At 69.4% G+C, this 22,436-nt stretch carries 19 protein-coding genes and 1 pseudogene; 12 read left to right on the forward strand and 8 right to left on the reverse strand.

Annotated features, from left to right (window positions below):
* Window positions 1-25: 25 nt before the first annotated feature.
* The 6 genes from OV287_RS01835 to OV287_RS01860 all read right to left on the reverse strand — a co-directional run bounded on the left by OV287_RS01835 (window position 26) and on the right by OV287_RS01860 (window position 7,303).
* Window positions 26-316 (reverse strand): hypothetical protein, encoded by a 291-nt coding sequence (locus OV287_RS01835; RefSeq protein WP_267532231.1) that lies wholly within the window; start codon window positions 314-316, stop codon window positions 26-28.
* 37 nt (window positions 317-353) lie between these two features.
* The gene (locus OV287_RS01840; RefSeq protein WP_267532232.1) at window positions 354-677 is read right to left on the reverse strand and encodes a hypothetical protein; all 324 of its coding nucleotides are present in this window, start codon (window positions 675-677) and stop codon (window positions 354-356) included.
* Window positions 678-825: 148 nt separating this feature from the next.
* A complete protein-coding gene (locus OV287_RS01845) occupies window positions 826-2,541 on the reverse strand; it encodes an ELWxxDGT repeat protein (RefSeq protein WP_267532233.1) in 1,716 nt (571 codons plus the stop codon).
* 124 nt (window positions 2,542-2,665) lie between these two features.
* On the reverse strand, window positions 2,666-4,333 hold the full coding sequence (locus tag OV287_RS01850; protein ID WP_267532234.1) for an ELWxxDGT repeat protein: 1,668 nt from the start codon (window positions 4,331-4,333) through the stop codon (window positions 2,666-2,668).
* Window positions 4,334-4,459: 126 nt separating this feature from the next.
* A complete protein-coding gene (locus tag OV287_RS01855; protein WP_267532235.1) occupies window positions 4,460-5,932 on the reverse strand; it encodes an ELWxxDGT repeat protein in 1,473 nt (490 codons plus the stop codon).
* 252 nt (window positions 5,933-6,184) lie between these two features.
* On the reverse strand, window positions 6,185-7,303 hold the full coding sequence (locus tag OV287_RS01860) for a Kelch repeat-containing protein (protein ID WP_267532236.1): 1,119 nt from the start codon (window positions 7,301-7,303) through the stop codon (window positions 6,185-6,187).
* Between the two features lie 143 nt (window positions 7,304-7,446).
* On the opposite strand from OV287_RS01860, the gene OV287_RS01865 reads away from it, so the two are divergent.
* The 8 genes from OV287_RS01865 to OV287_RS56170 all read left to right on the forward strand — a co-directional run bounded on the left by OV287_RS01865 (window position 7,447) and on the right by OV287_RS56170 (window position 16,094).
* On the forward strand, window positions 7,447-8,217 hold the full coding sequence (locus OV287_RS01865; protein ID WP_267532237.1) for an SDR family NAD(P)-dependent oxidoreductase: 771 nt from the start codon (window positions 7,447-7,449) through the stop codon (window positions 8,215-8,217).
* Between the two features lie 36 nt (window positions 8,218-8,253).
* Window positions 8,254-8,784, forward strand: a complete 531-nt coding sequence (locus tag OV287_RS01870; protein WP_267532238.1) for a hypothetical protein — start codon at window positions 8,254-8,256, stop codon at window positions 8,782-8,784.
* Window positions 8,785-8,839: 55 nt separating this feature from the next.
* The gene (locus tag OV287_RS01875; protein WP_267532239.1) at window positions 8,840-9,520 is read left to right on the forward strand and encodes a hypothetical protein; all 681 of its coding nucleotides are present in this window, start codon (window positions 8,840-8,842) and stop codon (window positions 9,518-9,520) included.
* Window positions 9,517-10,254: a hypothetical protein gene (locus OV287_RS01880; protein ID WP_267532240.1), complete on the forward strand. Its 738-nt coding sequence runs from the start codon at window positions 9,517-9,519 to the stop codon at window positions 10,252-10,254. The genes OV287_RS01875 and OV287_RS01880 overlap by 4 nt, the downstream gene beginning before the upstream one ends.
* Before the next feature lie 298 nt (window positions 10,255-10,552).
* On the forward strand, window positions 10,553-11,560 hold the full coding sequence (gene gnd, locus OV287_RS01885) for a phosphogluconate dehydrogenase (NAD(+)-dependent, decarboxylating) (protein ID WP_267532241.1): 1,008 nt from the start codon (window positions 10,553-10,555) through the stop codon (window positions 11,558-11,560).
* A 3-nt stretch (window positions 11,561-11,563) separates the two neighbouring features.
* Complete coding sequence (gene zwf / locus OV287_RS01890; RefSeq protein ID WP_267532242.1) at window positions 11,564-13,012, forward strand: glucose-6-phosphate dehydrogenase; 1,449 nt, start codon at window positions 11,564-11,566, stop codon at window positions 13,010-13,012.
* A gap of 17 nt (window positions 13,013-13,029) precedes the next feature.
* Window positions 13,030-14,391, forward strand: a complete 1,362-nt coding sequence (locus OV287_RS01895) for a metallophosphoesterase family protein (RefSeq protein WP_267532243.1) — start codon at window positions 13,030-13,032, stop codon at window positions 14,389-14,391.
* Window positions 14,388-16,094: an AI-2E family transporter gene (locus tag OV287_RS56170; RefSeq protein WP_308809539.1), complete on the forward strand. Its 1,707-nt coding sequence runs from the start codon at window positions 14,388-14,390 to the stop codon at window positions 16,092-16,094. The genes OV287_RS01895 and OV287_RS56170 overlap by 4 nt, the downstream gene beginning before the upstream one ends.
* 21 nt (window positions 16,095-16,115) lie before the next feature.
* Here the strand turns inward: OV287_RS56170 and OV287_RS01910 are convergent, their stop codons facing one another.
* On the reverse strand, window positions 16,116-16,943 hold the full coding sequence (locus OV287_RS01910) for a metallophosphoesterase (protein WP_267532244.1): 828 nt from the start codon (window positions 16,941-16,943) through the stop codon (window positions 16,116-16,118).
* Between the two features lie 61 nt (window positions 16,944-17,004).
* On the opposite strand from OV287_RS01910, the pseudogene OV287_RS01915 reads away from it, so the two are divergent.
* Window positions 17,005-17,373, forward strand: a pseudogene (locus tag OV287_RS01915) (SAM-dependent methyltransferase); the annotation flags it as partial.
* Between the two features lie 59 nt (window positions 17,374-17,432).
* Window positions 17,433-17,765: a hypothetical protein gene (locus tag OV287_RS01920; protein ID WP_267542607.1), complete on the forward strand. Its 333-nt coding sequence runs from the start codon at window positions 17,433-17,435 to the stop codon at window positions 17,763-17,765.
* Window positions 17,766-17,801: 36 nt separating this feature from the next.
* Here OV287_RS01920 and OV287_RS01925 read toward each other — a convergent pair whose 3' ends face one another.
* A complete protein-coding gene (locus tag OV287_RS01925; RefSeq protein ID WP_267532245.1) occupies window positions 17,802-18,758 on the reverse strand; it encodes a hypothetical protein in 957 nt (318 codons plus the stop codon).
* A 509-nt stretch (window positions 18,759-19,267) separates the two neighbouring features.
* Here OV287_RS01925 and OV287_RS56175 point away from each other — a divergent pair.
* Complete coding sequence (locus tag OV287_RS56175; RefSeq protein ID WP_308809540.1) at window positions 19,268-20,572, forward strand: adenylate/guanylate cyclase domain-containing protein; 1,305 nt, start codon at window positions 19,268-19,270, stop codon at window positions 20,570-20,572.
* The gene (locus OV287_RS56180) at window positions 20,491-22,401 is read left to right on the forward strand and encodes an ATP-binding protein (RefSeq protein ID WP_308809541.1); all 1,911 of its coding nucleotides are present in this window, start codon (window positions 20,491-20,493) and stop codon (window positions 22,399-22,401) included. The genes OV287_RS56175 and OV287_RS56180 overlap by 82 nt, the downstream gene beginning before the upstream one ends.
* Window positions 22,402-22,436: the final 35 nt, after the last annotated feature.

Raw genomic sequence — 22,436 nt, forward strand, 5'->3', positions numbered from 1 at the left:
GAGCCAGAGACTCTCGTTGCACTGTTCAGGCGGCGATGCGCTGGCTGCCCGAGGTCACGTGGACGGGAACCATCTGCAGGCGGGCCGGCGTCGGGCTGTAGGCCATCGCGCGGGCCGCCTGGTAGATGAGACGGGTAGTGATGACGAGCGACCCCGCGAAACCGATGAGCGCGAAGATCGCGCTACCGAGCCGGACATCGACGATGAGCGAGGCGATGGTGAGGGCGTAGCCCAGGGCGTACAGCGCGAAGGTCTTGTTGCTATTGGGCGGCGTCGTCATAACGAGTGCTCCATGCTGTGAGGGGGTCTTCTTCACAGATGGCGCTGCGCTCAGTTGTGACGGGAATCTTTTCCTACCAGTGCGCCAACAGGGAGACGAGCAGCGCCGCCAGGGCCATGAGGCCAATCACCGTGAGGGCCGCGGGGGTGCCCTGGAAGATGGAGCCGAAGTTCTCCGGGGCCTCGTGGCGCCCCTGGGGCGTCCGCTCGCTGATGGCCCGGTCGATGAGCAACACGGAGAGACTGGCTGCGAGCCAGATGCCCACGGCCAGCCAAGGTACCGAGCGCAACAGGTAGCCCAGCACACACGCCCCCGCGGCGATGGCATACGCGACGGCGTACGCCACGAGTGTCCGGGTGGTGAAGTAGCTGCTCGGGCGGATGTTTCCGCGGACCATGGAGCACTCCTCTTCCCCTCGCCGCCGCAAACGTGGGGAGTCTCCGAGAGGTGGGCAATCCCAGACGTGACAGGGGCACGCAGGTACGGTCTCGCTCGGCAGCCTCCTGGGCGGGCGGCGGTACGTCCATGCTCCGCCCGCCCGGAGTTCACCAAGGCCCTCGCGTCCGGAGGGCTTCGCGTCCACCCGTCTTCGGGAAGCACGCCACGGGGAGGGCCCACACCTCCCAGTCGTGCACGCCAGCGTCGGCCGTGAAATACACCCACTCGCCCACGCGCATGAACTCGAATGGGGTCGAGCTGGTGGGCCCCGGGAAGAGCTCCATCATGCTGGTTCCCTCCCTGGTCCCATCGGTCCACCAGGGCTCGTCTCCATGCTCGTCCGTGAAGGCCGAGAAGATGAGGCCTCCGTCCACAGGGATTGGGTCGCTGGGATATCTCGGGAATGCGCTGGCGGGGCCCGGGCGGATGTCTTTCACGAGGTGCGTTCCTTTCCGGGAGCCGTCCGTCGCCCAGAGCTCCTGCCCGAAGTCAGGACTGGTGGCGTAGAAGAAGACCCTCCCGGGCGCCGGGAAACCGCTCGGAGACGAGGAGCCAGTGCCGGGGAAGACATCCGCCAGCAGCAGCGTGCCACTGGCGGTACCGTCGCTGCGCCAGGGCTCGCGGCCATGCGTCCCATCGTCCGCTGAGAAGAAGAGCTGCCCACCCAGCGGTTTCAGGCCGGCCGGCACGGAGCCTTCGGGGCCGGGGCGGATGTCCTCGACGAGCCGGGTACCGCCCGGAGTGCCGTCGCTCTTCCACAACTCCTGGCCGTGCTCGCCATCATCCGCCGAGAAGTACAGCCTCGGTCCCACCACGGTGAATCGGGTGCTGAAGTACTCGAGGCGGTTCGAGCCCTCGGGGCCGGGGCGGATGTCCTCGACGAGCCGGGTACCGCCCGGAGTGCCGTCGCTCTTCCACAGCTCGCGGCCGTGCTCGCCATCGTCGGCGGTGAAGAGGACGAGGTGGGGTGCCACCACGCTCAGGGAACTCGGTTCGGAGCCCTCGGGGCCGGGATGGATGTCTTCGATGAGCCGGGTGCCTCTCCGGGTGCCGTCGCTCCTCCATGGCTCGCGGCCATGGCTGCCATCGTCCGCGGTGAAGAGGATGCTCTGCTCACCCACCCTCACCATTCCAAAGGGTTCAGAACCCACGGGGCCGGGGCGGATGTCCTCGACGAGCCGGGTGCCACGCGCGGTGCCGTCGCTCTTCCACAACTCGCGGCCGTGCACACCGTCTTCGGCGGTGAAGTAGAGCGTCTCGCCCACGAGGAAGAAGTCTCGCGGCATGGAGCCGCCGCCCTGGGCCTGGATGATGTCCTTGACCAGCACCGTGCCCTCGGGTGTGCCATCGGTCTTCCAGAGCTCGAAGCCGTGCACTTCATCATTGGCGGTGAAATAGAGCGTCCTGCCCGCAATGGCGAAATCCTGGGCCAGCAGGAGTCGCACGAAGCCATGCTTGAGGAGGAGCGTGTCCCAGGTGGGCTCTCCACACCCCGCGTCCTCGCGCTCCACCAACGCCCACAGGGCTCCGCCGAGCGTGTCTTGCGTGGTGAAGGACAGAAGCCTTCCGTTCAGCGCGAAGAAGGTGCCGGCAGCCGGACCGTCGGGGTGCGGTGGGCGCTTCGAGACCAGAATGGGAGGCTGGCAGGCGCAGCCGGAACTGTCTGAGGCCACCTCGAGCGCTTCTGTCCGCGGCACGGACGGAGCCTCCACTCCAGAGGACTCCGCCTCGGACGTCACCACCTCCGGCTCCCCCACCGGACCGCAGGCGGCGAAAAGCACACAGGCTCCGGCCAGCCGGAGCCAGGAATGTTGTCGACTCATTTGTTCCCCCCTCCGCCGCACGTGTCTGCGTGCGGCGCGGCGAATCTGGCGAGGAGGTGCGCGCCCTCCCATTGGCCACGGGAGGCGCGCGAGGGTCCGCTACCTCACATGTGCGGAGTGGCGGCTAGCGTTCGCCCGTCTTCGGGAAGCACGCCAAGGGCAGGGCCCAGACTTCGCGCCCGTGCACGCCGTCATCGGCCGTGAAGAATACCCACGCCCCGACGCGCGAGAAGTTGATCGGATCCGAGCCCGCGGTCCCCGGGAAGATGTCCGCCATCTTTGTCCCCTCCTCGGTTCCGTCGGTCCACCAGACCTCGACTCCATGCTCGTCCTCGAAGGCCGAGAGGATGAGGCCTCCGCCCACGGGGAAGGGGTCGTTGGGATCTCCCGCGAAGGCGTTGGCGGGCCCCGGCCGGATGTCCTTCACCAGGTGCGTGCCCCGCCGGGTGCCGTCCGTCACCCAGAGCTCGTGCCCGAAGTCGGGATGGAAGGCGTAGAAGTAGACCTTCCCGCGTGCCGAGAAGCCGCTCGGGAGCGAGGAGATCGGGCCCGGGAAGACGTCCGCCAGCAGCAGCGTGCTGCCCGAGGTGCCCTCACTTCGCCAGGGCTCGCGGCCATGCGTCCCGTCATCCGCCGTGAAGAAGAGCTGCCCGTCCAGCGGCTTCAGGAGGGCGGGCAGGGAGCCCTCGGGGCCGGGGCGGATGTCCTCGACGAGCCGGGTGCCGCCCGGAGTGCCGTCGCTCTTCCACAGCTCGTGGCCGTGCTCCCCGTCATCCGCCGAGAAGTAGAGCTTCCGGTCCACCACCGCGATCAGGATGCTGTTCACCAGCAGGTCCGAGCCCTCGGGGCCCGGACGGATGTCCTCGACGAGCCGGGTGCCGCCCCGGGTGCCGTCGCTCCTCCACAGCTCCCGGCCGTGCACGCCGTCGTCCGCGGCGAAGAGGACCACGTGGGACTTTATCTCGCGCAGGGAGTCCGGATTGGAGCCCGTGGGGCCGGGGAAGATGTCCTCGACGAGCCGGGTGCCGCCCCGGGTGCCGTCGCTCTTCCACGGCTCGCGGCCGTGCACGCCGTCTTCGGCGGTGAAGAGGATGCTCTGGTTGCCCACCCTCACCATTCCCAGGGGCTCGGAGCTCGCGGCGCCAGGAGCGATGTCCTCGACGAGCCGCGTGCCACGCATGGTGCCGTCGCTCTTCCACAGCTCGCGGCCGTGCTCCCCGTCGTCGGCGGTGAAGAAGAGTGTCCTGCCTACGAGGAAGAAGTTCAGCGGTTGGGAGCCCGCGGGGCCGGGGAAGATGTCCTCGACCAGCACCGTGCCCTCAGGCGTTCCATCGGTCTTCCAAAGCTCGGCGCCGTGCTCCCCGTCATCGGCGGCGAAGTAGAGCGTCCTGTCCGTGATGGCGAAGGCGACGTCCAGCGGGAGATTGAAGAAGCCCCTTCGGAGCAGGACCGCGTCCCAGGTGGGCTCCTCGCAGCCCTCGTCCCTGCGCTCCACCAGCTTCCACAGGGTGCTTTCGCCCGTGATGACATCTTCCGCGGCGACCAGCGGTGTTCCGTCCAGGTCGAAGATGGCGCGGACGTTCGTCCCCGCGGCACCTGGCGTGAGCTCGGCGGCCAGGACAGGAGGCCGGCAGGCACAGCCGGGACGCGCATGGGCGGCCTCGAGCACCCCCTCCTCCGGGACTACCGGTGCCTCCACCTGCGGAGCCTCTTCTTCCGGGGCCACCGGGCCGCAAGCGGCGAATAGCAGACAGGCTCCGGCCAGCCGGAGCCAGGAATGACATCGACTCATTTGTTCCCCCTCCGCCGCATGAGGATTCATGCGGCACGGCGAATCTGGCGAGGAGGCACGCGCCGTCCCAGTGGCCGTGGGACGCGCGCGAGGGTCTGCTACCGCACGTGTGCTGGGCTCACGCTGCTAACGGCTGCAGCGATCCTCGGGACGGAAGGGCAGGGCCCACAGTTCGCGACCGTGTGTGCCGTCATCCGCGGTGAAGAAGACGTCCCAGCCGGAGCGGATGAAGCCACTTGGACTGGCGCTCGCCGCCCCTGGGGCTATCTCCGTGAGCGCGCGTGTGCCGCCCGCCGTGCCGTCGCTCAGCCAGGCCTCGCGGCCTCGCCCCGACGTCTCCGCGCTGAAGAAGAGCGTGCCTTCGATTGGCACCAGCTCCGTGGGCAGCGAGCCCGCCGCGCCCGGTTCGAGGTCCTTGAAGAGTCTCGTACCGCCCGAGGTGCCATCGCTCACCCAGAGCTCGCGCCCGCGCACCCCATCATCCGCGGCGAAGAAGAGCTTGCGGTTCATCACCCTCAGCGAGCCCGGCCTCGAGTCCCCTGGGCCTGGGTGGATGTCCTTGAGCCTCCGCGTGCCAGATACCGAGCCATCGCTCACCCACAGCTCCTCGCCCGCTGGGTCTCCCTCCAGCCCACCCCGGGCCCTCCCGGCGCTGAAGTAGAGCTTCCCGTTCAGCGCCGTCATGTCATGCGGATAGGCACCCGGGAAGAAGCGCAGCTCGCGTGTGCTCGCCAGCGTTCCCCGCGTCACCCACAGGCTCGCCTCGCCCTCGTCATTGTCCACGAGGAAGAACAACGGCCCACTGCCCACCGGCGTCATGTTGAAGACGACGTTGTCCTCGACGGCATCGAAGACCGGCGTGGCGCCTGGCACGCCCTCGCTGCGCCACAGCTTCACCCGGCGGCCCACGTTGGCGACGAAATAGAAGGCCTCCGGAGTGCGCGTCATCCGGCGCGGGCTGGAGGAGCCGGGAGTGCCCGGGCTGAAGATGTCGTCGCCCGGGTACAGGTCCTCCACCATGAAGGTGCCCGAGGCCGTGCCGTCACTCACCCAGAGCTCGCGCCCGTTCACCTCGTCCTCAGCGGCGAAGTAGACCCGCCCGTTGAACTCCACCAGCCCGCTCGGGCCGAGCTCCAAGGGTGACGCGTGGATGTCCTTCACCAGGAAGGTGCCAGTGGCGGTGCCATCGCTCACCCAGAGCTCGCGGCCGTGCGTGCCGTCATCCGCGGTGAAGAAGAGCTTGTCGCCCACCCGGGTCAGCTCGTTGGGCTCGGCGCTGTCGAGGCCCGGGCGGATGTCCTTCACCAGGAAGGAGCCCGCGCCTCCCGTGCCGCTGCTCACCCAGAGCTCGCGACCGTGCGTGCCGTCATCCGCGGTGAAGAAGAGTCCATCCTCTCCTCGCACCAGGCTCTCCGGCTCCGAGCCGGGGGCTCCGGGCGCAATGTCTTTCAAGAGGCGGGCCCGTGTCGTGCAGGGCTCCCAGGTGAGTGGCGCCTCCAGGGATGACGGCTGCTCGCTCGCTGTGGGCTCGTCATCGAGGGGAAGGGCGCAACCCGTGCCGAGTGCCAGCAGGGCTGGAAGGGCTCTCCAGTATCTCATCGTGTGCAGCTCCCGAGTGGATGCGCGGCCGGTGCCGCGTGGGGCTGCAATGTGCTCACGAGGGCCCGGTTGCCCACCCGTGCATGGGGGCGACGGAGCTCCCTCCTTGCGATGGCAAGCAGCTGGAGAAGAAAAGCGCCGAGCGGGCGGGTGGGCGCTTTGTCGGTGGCCTGCCTGAGTTGCTTTGTCAGAAGAAACTGGCGGAGCGGTGGTGCTTCCCGCTCCGCCAGGAGTCAGCTCACAGGAGTCAGCTCAGCGCGTGAAGCGCTCCACGGAGCGGGGGCTGCTGCTGTTGCCGCCCACGAACAGCACCTCGCCGGTGTGGAGCAGCGTGGTCGAAGAGTCGCTGCGGCTCGTGTTCATGTTCGGCGTGGTGAGCCACGAGTTCGTCGAGGGATCATACAGCGCCGCCTGGCCGATGCCGTCCGTCACCAGGACCTCACCCGAGTAGAGCATCGTCGCGGAGAAGAACGGGGTCATGTTGAAGGGCAGGGGCGGCCCCAGCGACCACTGCTCGCTGTAAGGGTCGTACAGCTCCACCGTGTTGCCGCCGTCGATGCCACCGACGATGAGGACGATCCCCGAGTAGAGCCGGATGGCGGAGTGGCCGTGGCGGGCCTTCGCCAGATTTCCGGCCGGGTACCAGTAGTTCGTCGCCGGGTCGTAGATGTTCGCCTCGGAGGAGGTGGTCCCCGCGGTCGAGGTCCACCACATGTAGCCGCCGGTCACCAGCACCTTGCCCGAGTAGAGCACCGTCGCGGAGGCGCGGCTGCGGGGGGTGAAGCTGCCCAGGACGGCGCTCCACGTGCCCGTCTCCGGGTCATACACCTCCCCGGGAGGACCGATGGGCCCGTTCCGGTTGAAGTACATGTTGCCGCCCGCCACCAGCACCTTGCCCGAGTCGAGCCGCACGGCGGTGTGGTGGGCGCGGAACGCGCCCATGGTGCCCGTGGGGCTCCACGTCCCGGTGGCCGGGTCATACAACTCCGCGCTCGAGAACATGTCCGACCAGTCACTGGCGCGGCCACCGGCCGCCAACACCTTGCCCGAGGAGAGCTCCGTCGCGGTGTGGTAGTAGCGCGGGGTGCTCATGGACGCCGTGCGCCGCCACGCGTTCGTGTACGGATTGTACACCTCCGAGCCGTTGCCATCCGCCACCAGCACATCGCCCGGGCCGTTCAGCAGCGTGGCGCTGTGGCCGCCCGCGTGTCCGAGCAGTGAGGACGCATTGCTCGTCCATGCGCCGGCGGTCAGCGCGGCTTTCTGTGACTCCAGTGCGGCGGGGGGCGCCTGCACGGGTTCTTCGGGCTGGCATCCACCGGCCATGGATGCGAGGCCCGCCAACAGCAACGACCAACGAGTTGTCTTCATGAGTACCCTCCCTATGGGGGATATGCGGCCTGGGGGTGGGCCGCGCTGTCAGTGTAGCGGGAGGGACTGCGCATGCCGCCTGTGACGAGCCCGCTAGTGGATAGCCCTGATGCATGATGGAGCACCGGAGTAGAAGGCGTCTCATGGACTTGGAATTGAAGAACAGGGCCGCACTCGTCACGGGCAGCAGCCGTGGGATTGGCCGGGCCATCGTCACTGCGCTGGTGCGTGAGGGTGCGCGGGTGTGTCTGAGCGCCCGCGGGGCGGAGGGTTTGGAGAAGGCTGCGGCGGAGCTCCGGTCCTCTGGCGCCGAGGTGGTCACCGTGGTGGGAGACGTGGCCACGCCCGAGGGCGCGGCGGCAGCGGTGGAGGCGGCGGTGCGGGCCTTCGGTTCGCTGGACATCCTCGTCAACAACGTGGGCGGCAGTGGTGGTGCAGGAGCCTTCGACGTGGCCACCGCCGCGCAGTGGAAGGATGTGGTGGACCGCAACCTCATGGCATCCGTGTGGTGCAGCCAGCACGCGGTGGAGGCGATGAAGGCCCGGGGCGGCGGCTGCATCGTGCACATCAACTCCATCTACGGCCGTGAGTACGGCAACAGCGCGCCCTACACGGCGGCCAAGGCGGGGCTGATGGCGCTCACCAAGGAGATGGCGCTGGACCTGGCGCGCCACCGCATCCGCGTCAACGGGGTGGCGCCGGGCTCCATCCTCTTTCCCGGGGGAAGCTGGGACCGCAGGCGGCAGGCGCAGCCGGAGAAGGTGGAGAAGATGGTGCGCGAGGAGCTGCCCTGGGGTCGTTTCGGCACGCCCGAGGAGGTGGCCGACGTGGTCGTCTTCCTGTGCTCGGAGCGGGCGCGCTGGGTGACGGGGGCCACCGTGCCGGTGGATGGTGGACAGGGCCGTGCCTTCTGACTCGGGCGGGGAGCCCCTGGCGTGTAGAGTGCGCGCGTGCTGAGGCTCTACAAGAAGGAAGGCGACACGCTCCGTTACTGGGAGGCGTGGGTGAATGAGGACACGCTCACCGTGCACCAGGGCGTCGTGGGCGAGATGGGCGAGCAGAAGGACAGCCCCGTCCCCGCCGACGAGGACCCGGACATGGTCATCGCCCAGGCGGCCGAGCCGCTGGTGGACCAGGGCTATGACGAGCCGGACCCGGAGGCCATGACGCCGCTCGTCGTGCAATACCCGTTGCAGGGCAAGGGCTCGGGGCACGACTTCGAGAAGCGCCACTCGGTGGAGGAGGTGCTCACCGACGTGCTGGGCTGGACGGGCAATGGCGAGGTGGAGGGTGGCGAGACGCAGCCCGGGCGCATGAATGTCTTCTGCCGGGTGATGGATCCGGACATCGCCGTGCGCACCTTCCTCGAGGTGCTCGACGACGAGGACCTGCTGCAGGGCGCGGTCATTGCCCTGGTGCAAGAGGGCGAGGAGCCCCGGGTGCTCTGGCCCGAGGACCATTCCGGCCCCTTCCGCATCTGACATCCGCTGGGGGGTGGATGGCTTCCCGGGGCGTGGCCGGGGCAGACTGCCGTCCGTGTCCTCGCGTCTCCCCTTCGTCCTGCTCTTGCTCACCCCGGCCGTGGCACTGGCCGGGATGCCGAGCTTCCTGCTGACGGACGTGGCCTCGCAGCGCTTCCAGGCCATCTCCTTCTTCCTGGCCCTCTTTCTGGTGGTGACGCTCGCGGTGAGGGCGCTGTGGAATCGGCTGGGGCGCGATGTGCCCAAGCTGCCGAAGCTCGGCTTCGGGGCGGCGCTGGCGCTGGTGTTCCTCTGGGGGCTCGGCTTCCAGCTCGTGCTGTCGATGATCGCCGGCGGGCGCGAGCTGATGACGCCTGGGGCGTGGGAGAAGCAGGGCGTCACCTACAAGCTCAAGGAGTCGGCGCTGCCCTCGGAGAAGGAGCTGGTGCTCCAGGCGCGGCGCCAGCGGTTGGAGGAGCTGCGCGTGGCGCTGTGGGCCTACGCGGCTGGGCACGGGGGCGAGTTCCCTCCGAGCGACTTCGCCCCGGGAGTCCCCGAGGAGCGCTGGAAGGTATTGGGCAGCTCGGGCCTGCACTTCGTCTACGTGAGCGGGTACAAGGCGGACGCCCCCGCGACGCCCCTGGCCTACGAGCCGGGCCTCTTTGGCCGCGAGCGGTGGGTCCTCTTCACGGACGGAGACATCCGCCAGCTTCCCATCGAGTCCATCCACACGGCGCTCGCGGGAGGCACGCCGTGAAGAAGGTGATGAAGGCCATCGGGTGGGTGCTCGGCGCGCTCTTCGGGATGTCGTTCTTCATCTGCATGGGCCAGGAGTGGGTGCTCCAGGCAGCCGGGACGCTCGTGGTGGGGTGGTGCGGGTTCCTGTTGGGGGTGGTGCCGCAGGTGACGTTCCGGTGGGGCGCTATCGCCGAGACAGTGCTCGTGGGGGCGGTGCTGGGAGTGGGCACGCACCTGTTCCTGCGCCGGTTGTGGAGGCAGCTTCGCCCCGAGGACGCGCGCCCGTGGCCCGTGCGCTGGAGCGTGTCGCTGGTGGCGTTTCTCGTGCTGCTCTTCTGCGCGACGATGGCCACGGTGGGCATCGGCCACCATGTGGGCTGGCTGGCGTCGGGCGAGGCACCGCTGGCGGAAAGCTCGTGGCGCTACTCGCTCACGCACCTGGAGTGGGACAACGAGGGGCTGTGCCGGAAGGCCGAGGAGCTGTCGAGGTCCGGCGTGCCCGACGCTCGGATTGCTCAGGTGTTGCTGAGGGGAGACCTGGTGACGCGGAGCGAGGCCGAACGGATGCACGTGGTGCCCTGGCGGGGGGCCGGCGGCGAGGCGGGCTTCCTCGTCTTCCCGCGCGACCCCATCAAGCGCCAGCGGGTGGGTGGAGCGCGCTGCGGGGGCGGGCTGACGCGGGAGTCCGTGCAGGCGGCGGAGTTGCCGCGGCTGCTCTCGGAGGGGCAGGTGGCCGCGGGCACGGCTCCGTGAGCCATCCAACTTCAGACGCTTGCAGGCCTTGGCGAAGGGAAGGCCATGCCACCCATCCTACTGGCTGACGCCGGACAAGCGGGCGAGCCAGGGCTGGTTGGCCGTCACGTCCTCCGTCGGGGGCGTCACCCGTCCCCTGCTGCCGCGCCACTCGCCAGGTGCACAGGTTGAGGAGGGCTCCCCGGGTGCTGCACAGGCACACGGGGTGGAGGGCCGGACGGGCACCCGGGCTCTCCCTGGTTCGCGAGGGCGGACTGGCCACGCTCCCCGAGAAGGGATGAGGGGAATGGAGTTGGGAATGATCGGCCTCGGCCGGATGGGCGCCGCCATGGTGCGACGGTTGCTCAGGGCCGGGCACCGTTGTGTCGTTACCGATGTGCGCCGGGAGGTGGTCGAGGAGCTTCAGAGCGAGGGGGCGGTGGGGGCATTCTCGCTTGAGGAGCTGGCGCGCCAGCTCCAGGCACCTCGCGCGGTGTGGATGATGCTGCCTGCGGGTGTGGTGGACGATGCGCTCGAGAGGTTGGTGCCGTTGCTCTCGGCTGGCGACACCGTCATCGACGGCGGCAACTCGTACTACCACGACGACCTGCGCCGCGCGGTGCAGCTGCGCGCGCGGGACCTGCACTATGTGGACGTGGGCGTAAGCGGCGGAGTGTGGGGGCTGGAGCGTGGCTATTGCCTGATGATTGGTGGCGAGCGGGAGCCGGTGCGTCGGCTCGAACCCGTGTTCGCTGCGCTGGCTCCAGGCGTCGAGGCCGCAACGCGCACGCCTGGACGCGACGGCTCTCCGTCCCCGGCCGAGCAGGGCTGGTTGCACTGCGGGCCCAACGGAGCGGGCCACTTCGTGAAGATGGTGCACAACGGCATTGAGTACGGCCTCATGGCTGCCTACGCCGAGGGGCTCAACATCCTGCACCACGCTGATGTTGGCTTGCACCGGCACGACACCGACGCGGAGACGACGCCGCTGCGCAATCCCGAGGACTACCAGTACAGCTTCGATCTGCCCGAGGTGGCCGAGCTGTGGCGGCGCGGCAGTGTCATTGGCTCCTGGCTCTTGGACCTCACGGCTCATGCGTTGCGTGGCAATCCCGAGCTGAGCCACTTCTCCGGCCACGTCTCCGACTCCGGCGAGGGGCGGTGGACCCAGGCGGCGGCCATCGACGAGGGCGTACCCACGCCGGTGCTCAGCAGTGCCCTCAACCAACGCTTCAGCAGTCGAGGGGAGGGGGACTTCGCCGACAAGTTGCTGTCCGCCATGCGCTTCGAGTTCGGCGGGCACCTGGAGAAGAAGGGAGGAGGGTGAGCCATGGCCGCCGCACCTGTCTCGGACGCACTCGTCTTTTTCGGAGCCACGGGGGACCTCGCGTACAAGCAGATATTTCCCGCGCTGCAGGCCCTGGTGGTCCGCGAGCGGCTGTCGGTCCCCATCATCGGCGTGGCCAAGGCGGGCTGGGGTCTGGAGCAGCTGCGCGAGCGGGCGCGCGCCAGCATCCAGGAGCACGGCACGTTCGACGAAGAGCACTTCCAGCGCCTGTGTCAACTCCTGCGCTACGTGGACGGGGACTACCGAGAGCCAAAGACGTTCTCCCGGGTGAGGGAGGCCCTCGGGGGAGCGAAGCGCCCGCTGCACTATCTGGCCATTCCTCCGAGTCTCTTCGCCACGGTGGTGGAGGGGCTGGCCCAAGCCAGTTGCCTGAAGCAGGCGCGGGTGGTGGTGGAGAAGCCCTTCGGGAGGGACCTGGTCTCCGCGCGCGAGCTCAACGAGACGCTGCACCGCTTCCTGCCCGAGTCCGCCATCTTCCGCATCGACCACTTCCTGGGGAAGGAGCCGGTGCAGAACCTGCTCTTCTTCCGCTTCGCCAACGTCTTCCTCGAGCCCATCTGGAACCGGCAGCACGTGCGCAGCGTGCAGGTGACGCTGGCCGAGAGCTTCGGCGTCCAGGGGCGGGGGGCCTTCTATGAGGAGGTGGGCGCCATCCGTGACGTGTTGCAGAACCACCTGCTTCAGGTGGTCGGACTCCTGACCATGGATGCGCCCTTCTGCTCGGACCCCGAGAACCTGCGCGACGAGAAGGCGCGCGTCTTCAAGGCCATGCGCTCGTTGGACCCGGCCAGCGTGGTGCGGGGTCAGTTCCGCGGCTATCGGGGCGAGCGAGGTGTGTCCCCCACCTCCCAGGTGGAGACGTTCGCCGCGGTGCGGCTGTTCATCGACTCCTGGCGATGGGCGGATGTGCCCTTCTACATCCGCTCGGGCAAGTGTCTGCCGACCACCGCCACCGAGGTCTTCGTGGAGCTGAACCATCCGCCTCGTCCCATCTTCGAGGAGTCCTCCCTGGCCGCTCCCAACTCCGTGCGCTTCCGTCTCGGCCCCGACGTGCTCATCTCCATCGGCGCGCGCGCCAAGCGGCCTGGCGGTGTCATGCGGGGCGAGGACGTGGACCTGGTGGCCATCCAGCACCCTGGTGGGACGATGAAGCCCTATGAGCGGCTGCTCGGCGACGCCATGCACGGCGATGTCTCGCTCTTCGCGCGCCAGGAGGCGGTGGAGGAGGCGTGGCGGGTGGTGGACCCCGTCGTGGGTGGCACCACGCCGCTCTACGAGTACGAGCCCGGTACCTGGGGCCCGCGCGAGGCGGACGCACTCATCGCTCCTCATGGCACCTGGCGCCCTGCGTTGTGCCCCTCGGGCAGAGCGGAGTTGCCAGAGGCGGCTCACCCCGAAGCGACGGGTGACGCCATGACGGCCATGCATTAGCGCCTGGTTCCTGTCCCATGCCGAAGGTTCCCTCCACTGCACGTCATCCAGCCCTCTCGCTCTGGCAGTCCTGTCTCCACCGGGTGCTCTCTCGGAAGGCGGGAGCACGGGACGCGGTGGGGCTGGAGTCCTCGGTGGAGCACCCCGCCATGGAGGAGGCGAGCGCCGCCGCGCAAGAGCACGCGCCTTCGCACGAGGTGGATGTCCCTCCCTCCCGTCGTCAGCGGGCCAGCGCCTGTGCCCGGCTCTGCGCTCGTTTGGCCCTCGCCCGCTTTCATGGGGACCATGAGGAGGTGCAGCGGCTGATGAGCGAGCTGCGCTTCACCTCGTGCGACCCGCTCTGGGTGGAGTCGCTGGTGGAGTACGAGCGCGCGCTCCTGCTCCATCACCAGCCTTTCTACCGTCGCCATACGTCCCTGGCGGACTTTGTCCTGCCAGCGCTGCCGGACGAGGCGACGGTGGCCCTGCTCGCGGACTGGGGCACGGGCATGCCGGACGCGCGGGCGCTGCTGGAGCAGCTCTCCACCTTCCAGCCGGACGCCATCCTCCACCTGGGAGACATCTATTACTCGGGGACGCCCCACGAGGTGCGCGCCCACTTCCTCGACGTCTTCACGCGTGTCTTCGGCTCACGGTGGCCTCGGGTGCTCGCCCTCTCCGGCAACCATGACCGCTACTCGGGAGGCGAGGGCTACCGAGTGCTGCTGGAGGGGCTCGGCCAGCCGGCCAGCTACTTCTGCCTGCGCAACCGGTACTGGCAGCTGCTCGGGATGGACACCGGCCTTCACGACTTCAACCCGCGCGCGCTGGCGGACACCGTCACCTGGCTGGAGGACTCCGAGGTGGACTGGCTGCTGGACAAGGTCCGCAACGCCGAGGGACGGGGCACCGTGCTGCTCTCCCATCATCCGCTCTTCTCCCTGGCCAGCGTGGGCCATGATGCGGAGGGCCGGAAGCTGGCGCTCAATCCGCGTCTGGGGCGAGCGCTCGCCTCCATCCTCGGGGAAGTCTCCCTCTGGTTCTGGGGGCACGAGCACAACCTCCACATCTATGAGCCCTATGCGGGGCTGGCGCGGGGTCGGTGCATCGGCGCGGGGGCAGTGCCGGTGCTGTTGCACGAGCAGCACAACAGCCCCATCCCGGGACTGGTGCCTGCGCCAGGAGAGTCCGGGCCTCCGCGCCATGTGCCGGGTACCCGGTTGGGCAACGACGGCTTCTTGGACCACCACGCCTACGCCATCCTCTCGTTGCGAGGTCCCCAGCTCACCGTGCGCTATTTCCAGATGGAGAACCGGTTGCTGGTGCCTGGGCATGTGCCCGCTCCGGGGCCGGCGCTCCACGAGGAGACCGTCACCCTCTCCACCTCAGGTGCGCCATGAGCCGTGCCTCCCGTGCTCCGCCTCTCGGTCCCAAGATGGTGTGGATGGTGGGCCTCAACGCCGTGGCCCTGGTGTCGCTGGTGCTGCTGGTGCGCGCGGCGTGGCAGGTCATCACCTGGATTCTGGTGGCCCTGTTCCTCGCGTTGGCGCTGGAGCCACTGGTCTCTTGGCTCCAGCGGCGCGGGCTGCGGCGCGGGCTGGCAGTGGTGTCTGTCTATCTCGCCTTCGTGGGGCTGCTCGTGGTGCTGCTGCGGAGTGTCGTTCCCCTGAGCTTGCACCAGGCCCGTCTGCTCGTGGACGAGGCCCCCGTCCTCTTCGGTGAGCTTCGCCGCACCAGCGTCTTCTCCTGGCTGGATGAGCACCTCGGAGTAGGGGAGCTGCTCCATGAGGGGTTGCGACAGGGGAGCGGTAGCTCCTTGCGCCCGATGGTGGAGCTGGCCCGGCGCATGTTCATCGGCGTAGGCGCGGCGATCGCCGTCTCCTTCCTCTCGCTCTTCATGCTGCTCTTCGGGCGCGACGTGGTGGACTCCCTGCTGGGCTGGTTCGAGCCGGACCGGCGCGAGCGCCTCCTCGGGTTGGCACAGCAGATGAGCCGCCGCGTGGGTGGCTACGTGGGAGGGGCTCTCCTGCTCGCCTTGGTGGAAGGGGCAGGGGTGGGGCTCGTCCTGCTCGCTGTGGGGGTGCCCTATTTCTTGCCGCTCGCGCTGCTGGTGGCATTGCTGGCCATCGTGCCCCTGCTCGGGAGCGTGCTGTCCGCTGTGCTCCTCGCCGTCACCACGCTGGTCTCTGCTGGCTTACACGCCGCCCTCGTGGTGCTGGGGGTCTACCTCCTCTATGCGCAGGTGGACGCCCATGTGCTGCGCCCGCTCGTGCAGCGGCACACCATCCAGATGAACCCGCTGCTCATCACCGTGGTGGTGCTCCTGGGGGCAGGGGTCGCGGGCCTGCTTGGTGCGCTGCTGGCGCTTCCCGTCGCCGCTGCCGTCCAGGTGGTGCTGCAAGACGTGCGGGCTCGCCGCGAGGCTCAGTGGCGAGTGAGGCTTGCCGGGTCTCTGGAGCACTCCCAGGTTCGTGATGATGCAACTCGATTTCCTGAGAGGTCCGTCATGGCCATCACAGACTCCAACATTGGTTCCATCACCCCGCGCCCCCGCACCACGGCGAGCCTCTGGGGTGGTCCCTTCGTGATGGGGCTGCTTCTGACGCTACTCGGGGTCGTGGCGCTGGGGGCAGTTGTCCTCACCAGCCTCGTCTCGGTCATCTTCTACGGCTCCATGCTGGTGGTGGCGGGCGCCTTTGAGATCGTCCACGCCTTCCGCATCCGCAAGAAGGGGGAGAAGGGGGGACCCTTCGTGATGTTCCTGCTGGGAGGCGTCCTCTCCATCGGGGTGGGCCTGATGCTGCTGGCTCGGCCGGATGCCGGACTGTTGGCGTTGACGCTCCTGATGGCCGGGTACTTCTTCGCCAGCGGGCTCTTCCGGGGCATCACCTCCGTGGCCGATCGCTATGAGGGCTGGGGCTGGGACCTGGCCTACGGCATCGTGTCCGTGGCGCTGGGCGCCATCATCTTCGCCCAGTTCCCCTCCTCCTCGATGTGGGCGCTGGGCATCGTGGTGGGCGTGGAGATCCTCTCCCGTGGCATCTCCATCATGGCGGGTGCGCTCGCGGTGCGCGGTGTGCTGCGCCGACAGGTCCACGCCTGAGGTGATGGGCCCAGGGAGCGCTTACCCGGTGAGCTCTCGGATGCCCGCCTGGGTGACTTGGAACAGGGCGACCGAGTCTGGCCCCTGGGCCACCTCATCCAGGCAGCACACCGTGGTGAGCTCGCCCGTGGGATGTCTCACGTAGCCGCGGTAGGGCTTGTGCAGGTGTCCGCAGAGCACCAGTCGGGGCCGCAGCGCATCCACGAGCAGCCGAGCATACGCATTGCCGACAGCCTCATGGCTGGGGCTGCGGCGCTGGTGCTCGAAGTCGCCCGCGTCAGCCGGATCGATGATGCCCGAGGGCCAGTCGTGCAGCAGCAGCACGTCGGCCCGCTCGAGCGCGAGGGCTTGCTCGACGTCCTGCTCGGTGAAGGAGATGAAGTCCTTGGGGGAGACGCGGCCGAGCAGGGACACCGAGGGGCGCGGAGTCTGGAAGCGCTCCTCGCGGTGGATACCCGACAGCCCCACGACCCGGAGACCGTGCAGTTCGATGACGCCCACGCGGCCGAGGTAGTGGCACTGGGACACCAGCTCGAAGCCGTCCGGTTGTTGCTCCAGGAAGCCATACGGCTCGTGGTTGCCGCCGATGAAGTGGACGGGCCAGGGAAAGCGAGCCCTGCCGGCGTGGTACGCGGGGAAGTCGCCCAGGTGCCGGTATTTCGCGGGCGCGGACATGGTGGCGAGGTCCGCCTCGTGGCGGTGGGGCTCGAAATCACCCACCTGCAGCACAAAGGCAGGTACCCGCCGAGCTTTCGCCGCCTTGTCTTGGACGCACCGCACCATCCGGTGCATGTGCCCGTGCACGTCTCCTACAGCGGCGAAGCAAAAGTCTTCCGGACGGCTGTCCATGGGTGGCACCTCGGGCCACTTCGACGAAGACGCGGGGCGCACCTGACATTACGCTCTTGTCATGCTCGGTGACGCCTTCCTGTTGCTGCACACGGACCTGCCTCGCGAGGGACCTGGGAGCGATGACTGCACCCGCGAGGCACTTCGCCGTTTGCGTTCGCTCCTTTCTCCTTCCCCGCGGGTGTTGGATCTCGGGTGCGGCCCCGGGCGGCAGACGCTCGTGCTGGCGAGGGAGCTAGGCACCTCCATCATCGCCGTGGACTCGCACGAGCCCTTCCTCGCGCGGTTGAAGACCGAGGCGGCGGTCCAGGGGCTCGGGCACCTGGTGAGCACGCGGCGCGCGGACTTCGCGGCGCTCGAGGACGCCCCGGGCAGCGTGGACCTCATCTGGTCCGAAGGAGCCATCTACATCCTGGGCTGGGGCGCGGGACTGCGGCGGTGGCGTCCGCTGCTGAAGGACGGAGGCCTGCTGGCCGCCAGCGAGGCGACGTGGCTCACCGACTCGCCTCCGGCCGAGGCCGCCGACTTCTGGCGCGAGGCCTACCCGCGCATGGCACCACCGCCTCCAACAGCGCCACGGCGCGCGAGGCCGGCTTCGAGGTGCTGGACACCTTCGTGCTGCCGGCCCCGGCGTGGTGGGACGAGTACTACCACCCCCTGGAGGCGCGCATGGCCTCGTTGCGCGAGCGCTCCCGAGGGGACGCGGACCTCGCCACCGCCATTGTTGAGACGGAGCGGGAGATTGACCTCTACACCCGCTACGGCACCTCCTACGGCTACGTCTTCTACCTGCTGCGGGCCCAGGGCCAGGGCGGGAGTTGAGCGGCGTCGGGCCCCGGGCCAGGTGTGCCCGGGGGCTCAGCGGCAGGGGCCGCAGTCCAGCGCGCAGTCGTCGTAGCGGTTGCTGCTGCCACAGGACTCGCTGGCCTGGCAGATGTCGTCACCGCACACGACGACCTCCTGGGCGCGCAGCCGAGTGGTGATGGGGCGGTACGTCCTGCCGTCGCGGGTGCACTGTGTGTAGTACGTCCCGGTGGGGTCCAGGGTGCAGCTGTCCCGGCAGTTGCCGATGTGGACGAGGGGCGGGCACGCATCGCTGCCCTCGAGCGCGCAGGCCCGCAGGCTGCTCTGCCATGGGGCCAGCGGGGCCTGGTCGTTGCCGACGAAGAGGCCCTCGTCGGTGAACATGTTGCCGAAGAAGCACGCCTCCCGCAGCGAGTACATCGACAGCTCCGCGGCCGAGTAGGGGATGAGCTGCCCCTGCGCGTTGGCGCCCAGCACGGAGACGCCCACCGAGCGCCCGAACTTGTTGACGAGCGCCGCGATGCACGCCGTCACCACCTGCTGCTCCGCCGCGGTGGCCGGTGCGCCTCCCGACCAGCTCGGCGCCAGCCCCAGGCTCCCGGGCCACGAGTAGGTGAGCCCGCCGTCGTTGAACGTGCGGGACTGCCCGGCCGGTACGGCGCAGCGGACCAGGTACTTCATGAAGAGGCTCGTCGTCAGCGGGCTCTCCTGGAACCACGTGGTGAAGGCGCTGCTGGCCAGTCCATTGAAGGCCAGTCCATTGAAGGCCAGCCCGTTGAAGGCCAGGCCATTCATGGTCAGCCCATTCATGGTCAGTCCGTTCTCGTCCTCGAGTCCCTGGATGGAGGTGCCCACGCTGGTGGTGCTCAGCTCCAGGGGCGGGTGGGGGGCCGCCTCCTCCACCGGGCCGCAGCCCCCGGCGAGTGTCAGCAGCAACGCTCCCAGCAGCGACTGCAGGGTGGATGCCGTGGTTCCCGCACGGCGCGTCTTCGTGAACGAAGTGCTCTTCATGTGCTACCCCCCGGAGCCCACTCGTGGATGCTCCGCTCCGGGTTGCGCCGGTGCGAAGCGGGCTCCAAGAGGAAACTGACGTTGTTTCTGTAACTCCGATACAGGTCGGAGCTCAGGTTGTGCCGGAGCGTTGTCGGCGAACGATCGCCGCGTGGAGTGCAGGACACCCCATGGCGGAGTCGTCGGGCAGTGGACGCCCGGTGTTGCCCGGTGAAGGCGTGGTCAGTCTCGTCACTCGGGCTGGGGCGCACTGTTGGCTTGGCACCATGCTGCCCCACGTGAAGGGTTGTCAGCCGAGGTGAGTGGCCCCTAGCCATGGAGGCTTCTTCTGTCGAGCGCGCCGGGGGTGTGGACAGAAGGGAGTGCGAGTGGGAGCCGGGCTCGCGGGCGAAGGTCAGTGCGCTCCGTATGCTGGTGCACGGATGGGGCGCAGGGGGGGCGCGAAATTACGGCCTCACGGTCATCATGATCGCAGGCGAGGGAGAGTGGTGATGGGGAGCGTCCTGCGCATGGTTTCACCTCTCAGCACCATGGAGGGCCCTGGATTCGGGGGGGCTCCGCGGCGACGTTCCTCGACCGTCGCGGCTCCCACCGGAACGGTGGTGCTCGTCTTCACGGAGGTCCAGGGCTCCACGCGGCTGTGGGAGCAGTGCAGCGGCGGCATGCGGGCCGCGCTGGACATACACGACCGGGTGCTGCGCGCGCTGCTGGCCGAGCACGGCGGCTACGAGGTGAAGACGCAGGGAGACTCCTTCATGGTGGCCTTCCCCTCGGCGGTGGAGGCCGTGTGCTGGTGCCTCCGGACGCAGCAGGAGTTGCTGCGCGCGCCCTGGCCGGAGGAGCTGCTGGCCGAGCCGGATGCGGCGGAGGAGCTGGGGCCGGGCGGGTGTGTGTACCGAGGCCTGCGGGTGCGGATGGGCGTGCACCTGGGAGAGCCGGAGTGCCGTCTGGATGCGCAGACAGGCGAGGTGGACTACTTCGGGCGAGTGGTGAACGTGGCGGCGCGCGTGGCGTCGGCTGGCCAGGGCGGGCAGGTGCTGGTGAGCGGGATGGCCTGGGCGCGGGTGGAGGGAGAGCTGGAGGTGTTGGGCCGGCCCCGGGTGCACGCGCTGGGCGAGTACCACCTGCAAGGTGTCGAGGAGGCCGTCTCGCTCGTGGAGGTGCTGCCCGCGGCGCTGGTGGGACGGCGCTTCGAGGCGCTCCGGGTGCAGCGGGTGCTGCGGGGCCATGTGCCGGGCGAGACGGGGGAGCTGATCGGCCGGCAGGAGGAGCTGGCGGAGCTGCGGCGGTGCTTCGACTCGGGGGCGCGGCTCGTCACGTTGCTGGGCCCCGGAGGCATGGGGAAGAGCCGGCTGGCCACGCGCTTCGGCAACCTGGAGCTGGCGGCGCGCACCTGGGAGGGCGGGGTGTGGATGTGCGAGCTCACGGACGCGGCGACGGTGGGCGACATCTGCCACGCCGTCGGCCAGGCGCTGGGTGTCGCGCTCACCCGCAGCGGCGAGGACAGCGAGCCGGCGGAGCGGCTGGGGCGGGCCCTGGCCGGGCGCGGGGACGTGCTGCTCATCGTCGACAACGTGGAGCATGTCATCCAGCATCTTCCGGCCACGCTGGGCCGTTGGCGCGCGCTGGCGCCCCAGGCACGGTTCCTCGTTACGTCGCGCGAGTCGCTCCTCCTGCCCGAGGAGCGTGTCATCGACCTGGAGCCGCTGGAGGTGCCCGAGGAGGGAGAGACGTGCAAGGAGCTGATGGCCGCTGCGATGCGATGCGGCTGTTCGTCCAGCGCGCCCGGTCGGTGCGCGGCGGCTTCGAGCTGACGGACGCGGAGGCCCCGCTGGTGGCGGACATTGTCCGCAAGCTGGACGGCATTCCCCTGGCCATCGAGCTGGCAGCAGCGCGCACCAACTTGCTGGGCGTGTCCCAGATTCAGGAGCGGCTCTCCCGCCGCTTCGAGCTGCTGCGCGGAGGCCGGCGCGACGGCTCAGCGCGGCAGAGTACGCTGTGGGGCGCGATCGACTGGTCCTGGAATCTGCTGGAGCCCGCGGAGCGGGCGGCGCTGGCGCAGTGCTCGGTGTTCCGGGGCGGCTTCACCCTGGAGGCGGCTGAGGCGGTGCTCATGTTCCCGCCGGGTGGGCCGGACGTGATGGAGATCATCCACTCGCTGCGCTCCAAGTCGCTGTTGCGCGCCTATGCGCCGGACGGGCTGCCCGGAGAGCTGCGCCTGGGCCTGTATGAGAGCATCCGCCAGTACGCGTCCTCCCGGCTGGCGGAGCGGGGCGAGGGGGCGATCCTGGCGACACGCCATGCGAGCTGCTACCTGGCGATGGCGCGGCGGTTGAGCGCACGGATGCGAGGAGAGGGCGGGGAGCTGGCCTTCCGACGGCTGTCGTTGGAGCGTGAGAACCTGCTGGCCGCGTGTGACAACGCACTGGCGGTGGTGCCTGCCAACGAGGGCTCCCTGGAGCGGGCGCTGGGCGCGCTGGTGGCGCTGGAGCCGGACGTGACGGCTCGGGGCCCGGTGGGCATCACCCAGTCGCGGCTGGACCGGGCGTTGGAGCTGTCGTCCACCGTGAAGGTGGAGCCGCTGCTGCGGGCCGAGGCGCTCGCGGTGCGAGGCCGGACGCACCACGGCGCGGGTCAGCTCGCCGCGGCCTGGAGGGACTTGGAGGCGGCGCGCTCGGCCTTTGACGCGCTCGACGCGGTGGACCGGGCCAAGCGCGTGCTGGTGGACCTGAGCATCGTGGCGCGCGACGAGGGGGACACGGGTACGGCCTGGGAGCTGGTGCAGGAAGCGCACGAGCTGCCCTCGCTGGGAGACCGGTGGCTGGACGCGTACACGGTGGGCAACCTCGGCATCCTGGAGATGGGGCGGCGCGGCGCTGGAGCGGCGGTGCCTCACCTGCGCACCGCGTTGGAGCTGTTCCGCGCCGTGGGCGACGTGGCCTTCGAGGTGGGTTTCCTCACCAACCAGGCCATGGCGATTGGCGAGGGCGGGGGCACGGCGGAGGCGGTGGCGCTGCTGGAGGAGGCGATGGAGAAGGCCTCGCGCGTGGGAGACAGGGCGGGGCATGCGCTGGCGCGAGTGAACCTGGGCTGCTTCCTGCTCGACGCGGGCCGGGCGGCGGAGGCGCGCGAGCACCTGGAGGCCACGGTGCGGATGGGGCGGCAGCTCGGCATGCGCATCCTGGAGGGGGCCGCGCTGGGGGAGCTGGGCCGGGCCCTGGTGGCGCTCGGAGCGCTGGAGGACGCGCGTGCCCGCCTGTCGGAGTCCATCTCCATCCTGGATCGGGTGTCGCGCTGGCATGCGCTGCGCTTCACCGCGCACCTGGCCTCGGTGCAGGCGGCCCTCGGAGAGCTGGAGGCGGCCCGGGACGGCTTCGCCTCGCTGGAGGTGACGCCCGAGCTGAGGGACGACACCGTGCTGCGCGAGCTCTCCTCGCTGCTGCGGGCCTCGCTGGACCTGGCCGAGGCCGCGAGGAGCACGCCGGGCAGCGAAGCGGGGCTGAAGTCCCTCGCGGAGGCGAGGCGACGCGTGGAGCGGGCGAGAGTCGCTCCGGCGGAGGCGGCCTCGTCTGATCTGCGCGAGGCCCTGCGGGTGCTTGGCCGGAGCGTGCTGGGCGCCTACGGGGACACCGCCCAAGCGTGAGCGGTGCCCTGGGCGCCTGTCCACGAAGCTCTTGA

This window comes from Archangium lansingense (assembly GCF_026626635.1).
In the GTDB taxonomy this organism is placed as follows: Bacteria; Myxococcota; Myxococcia; order Myxococcales; family Myxococcaceae; genus Archangium; species Archangium lansingense.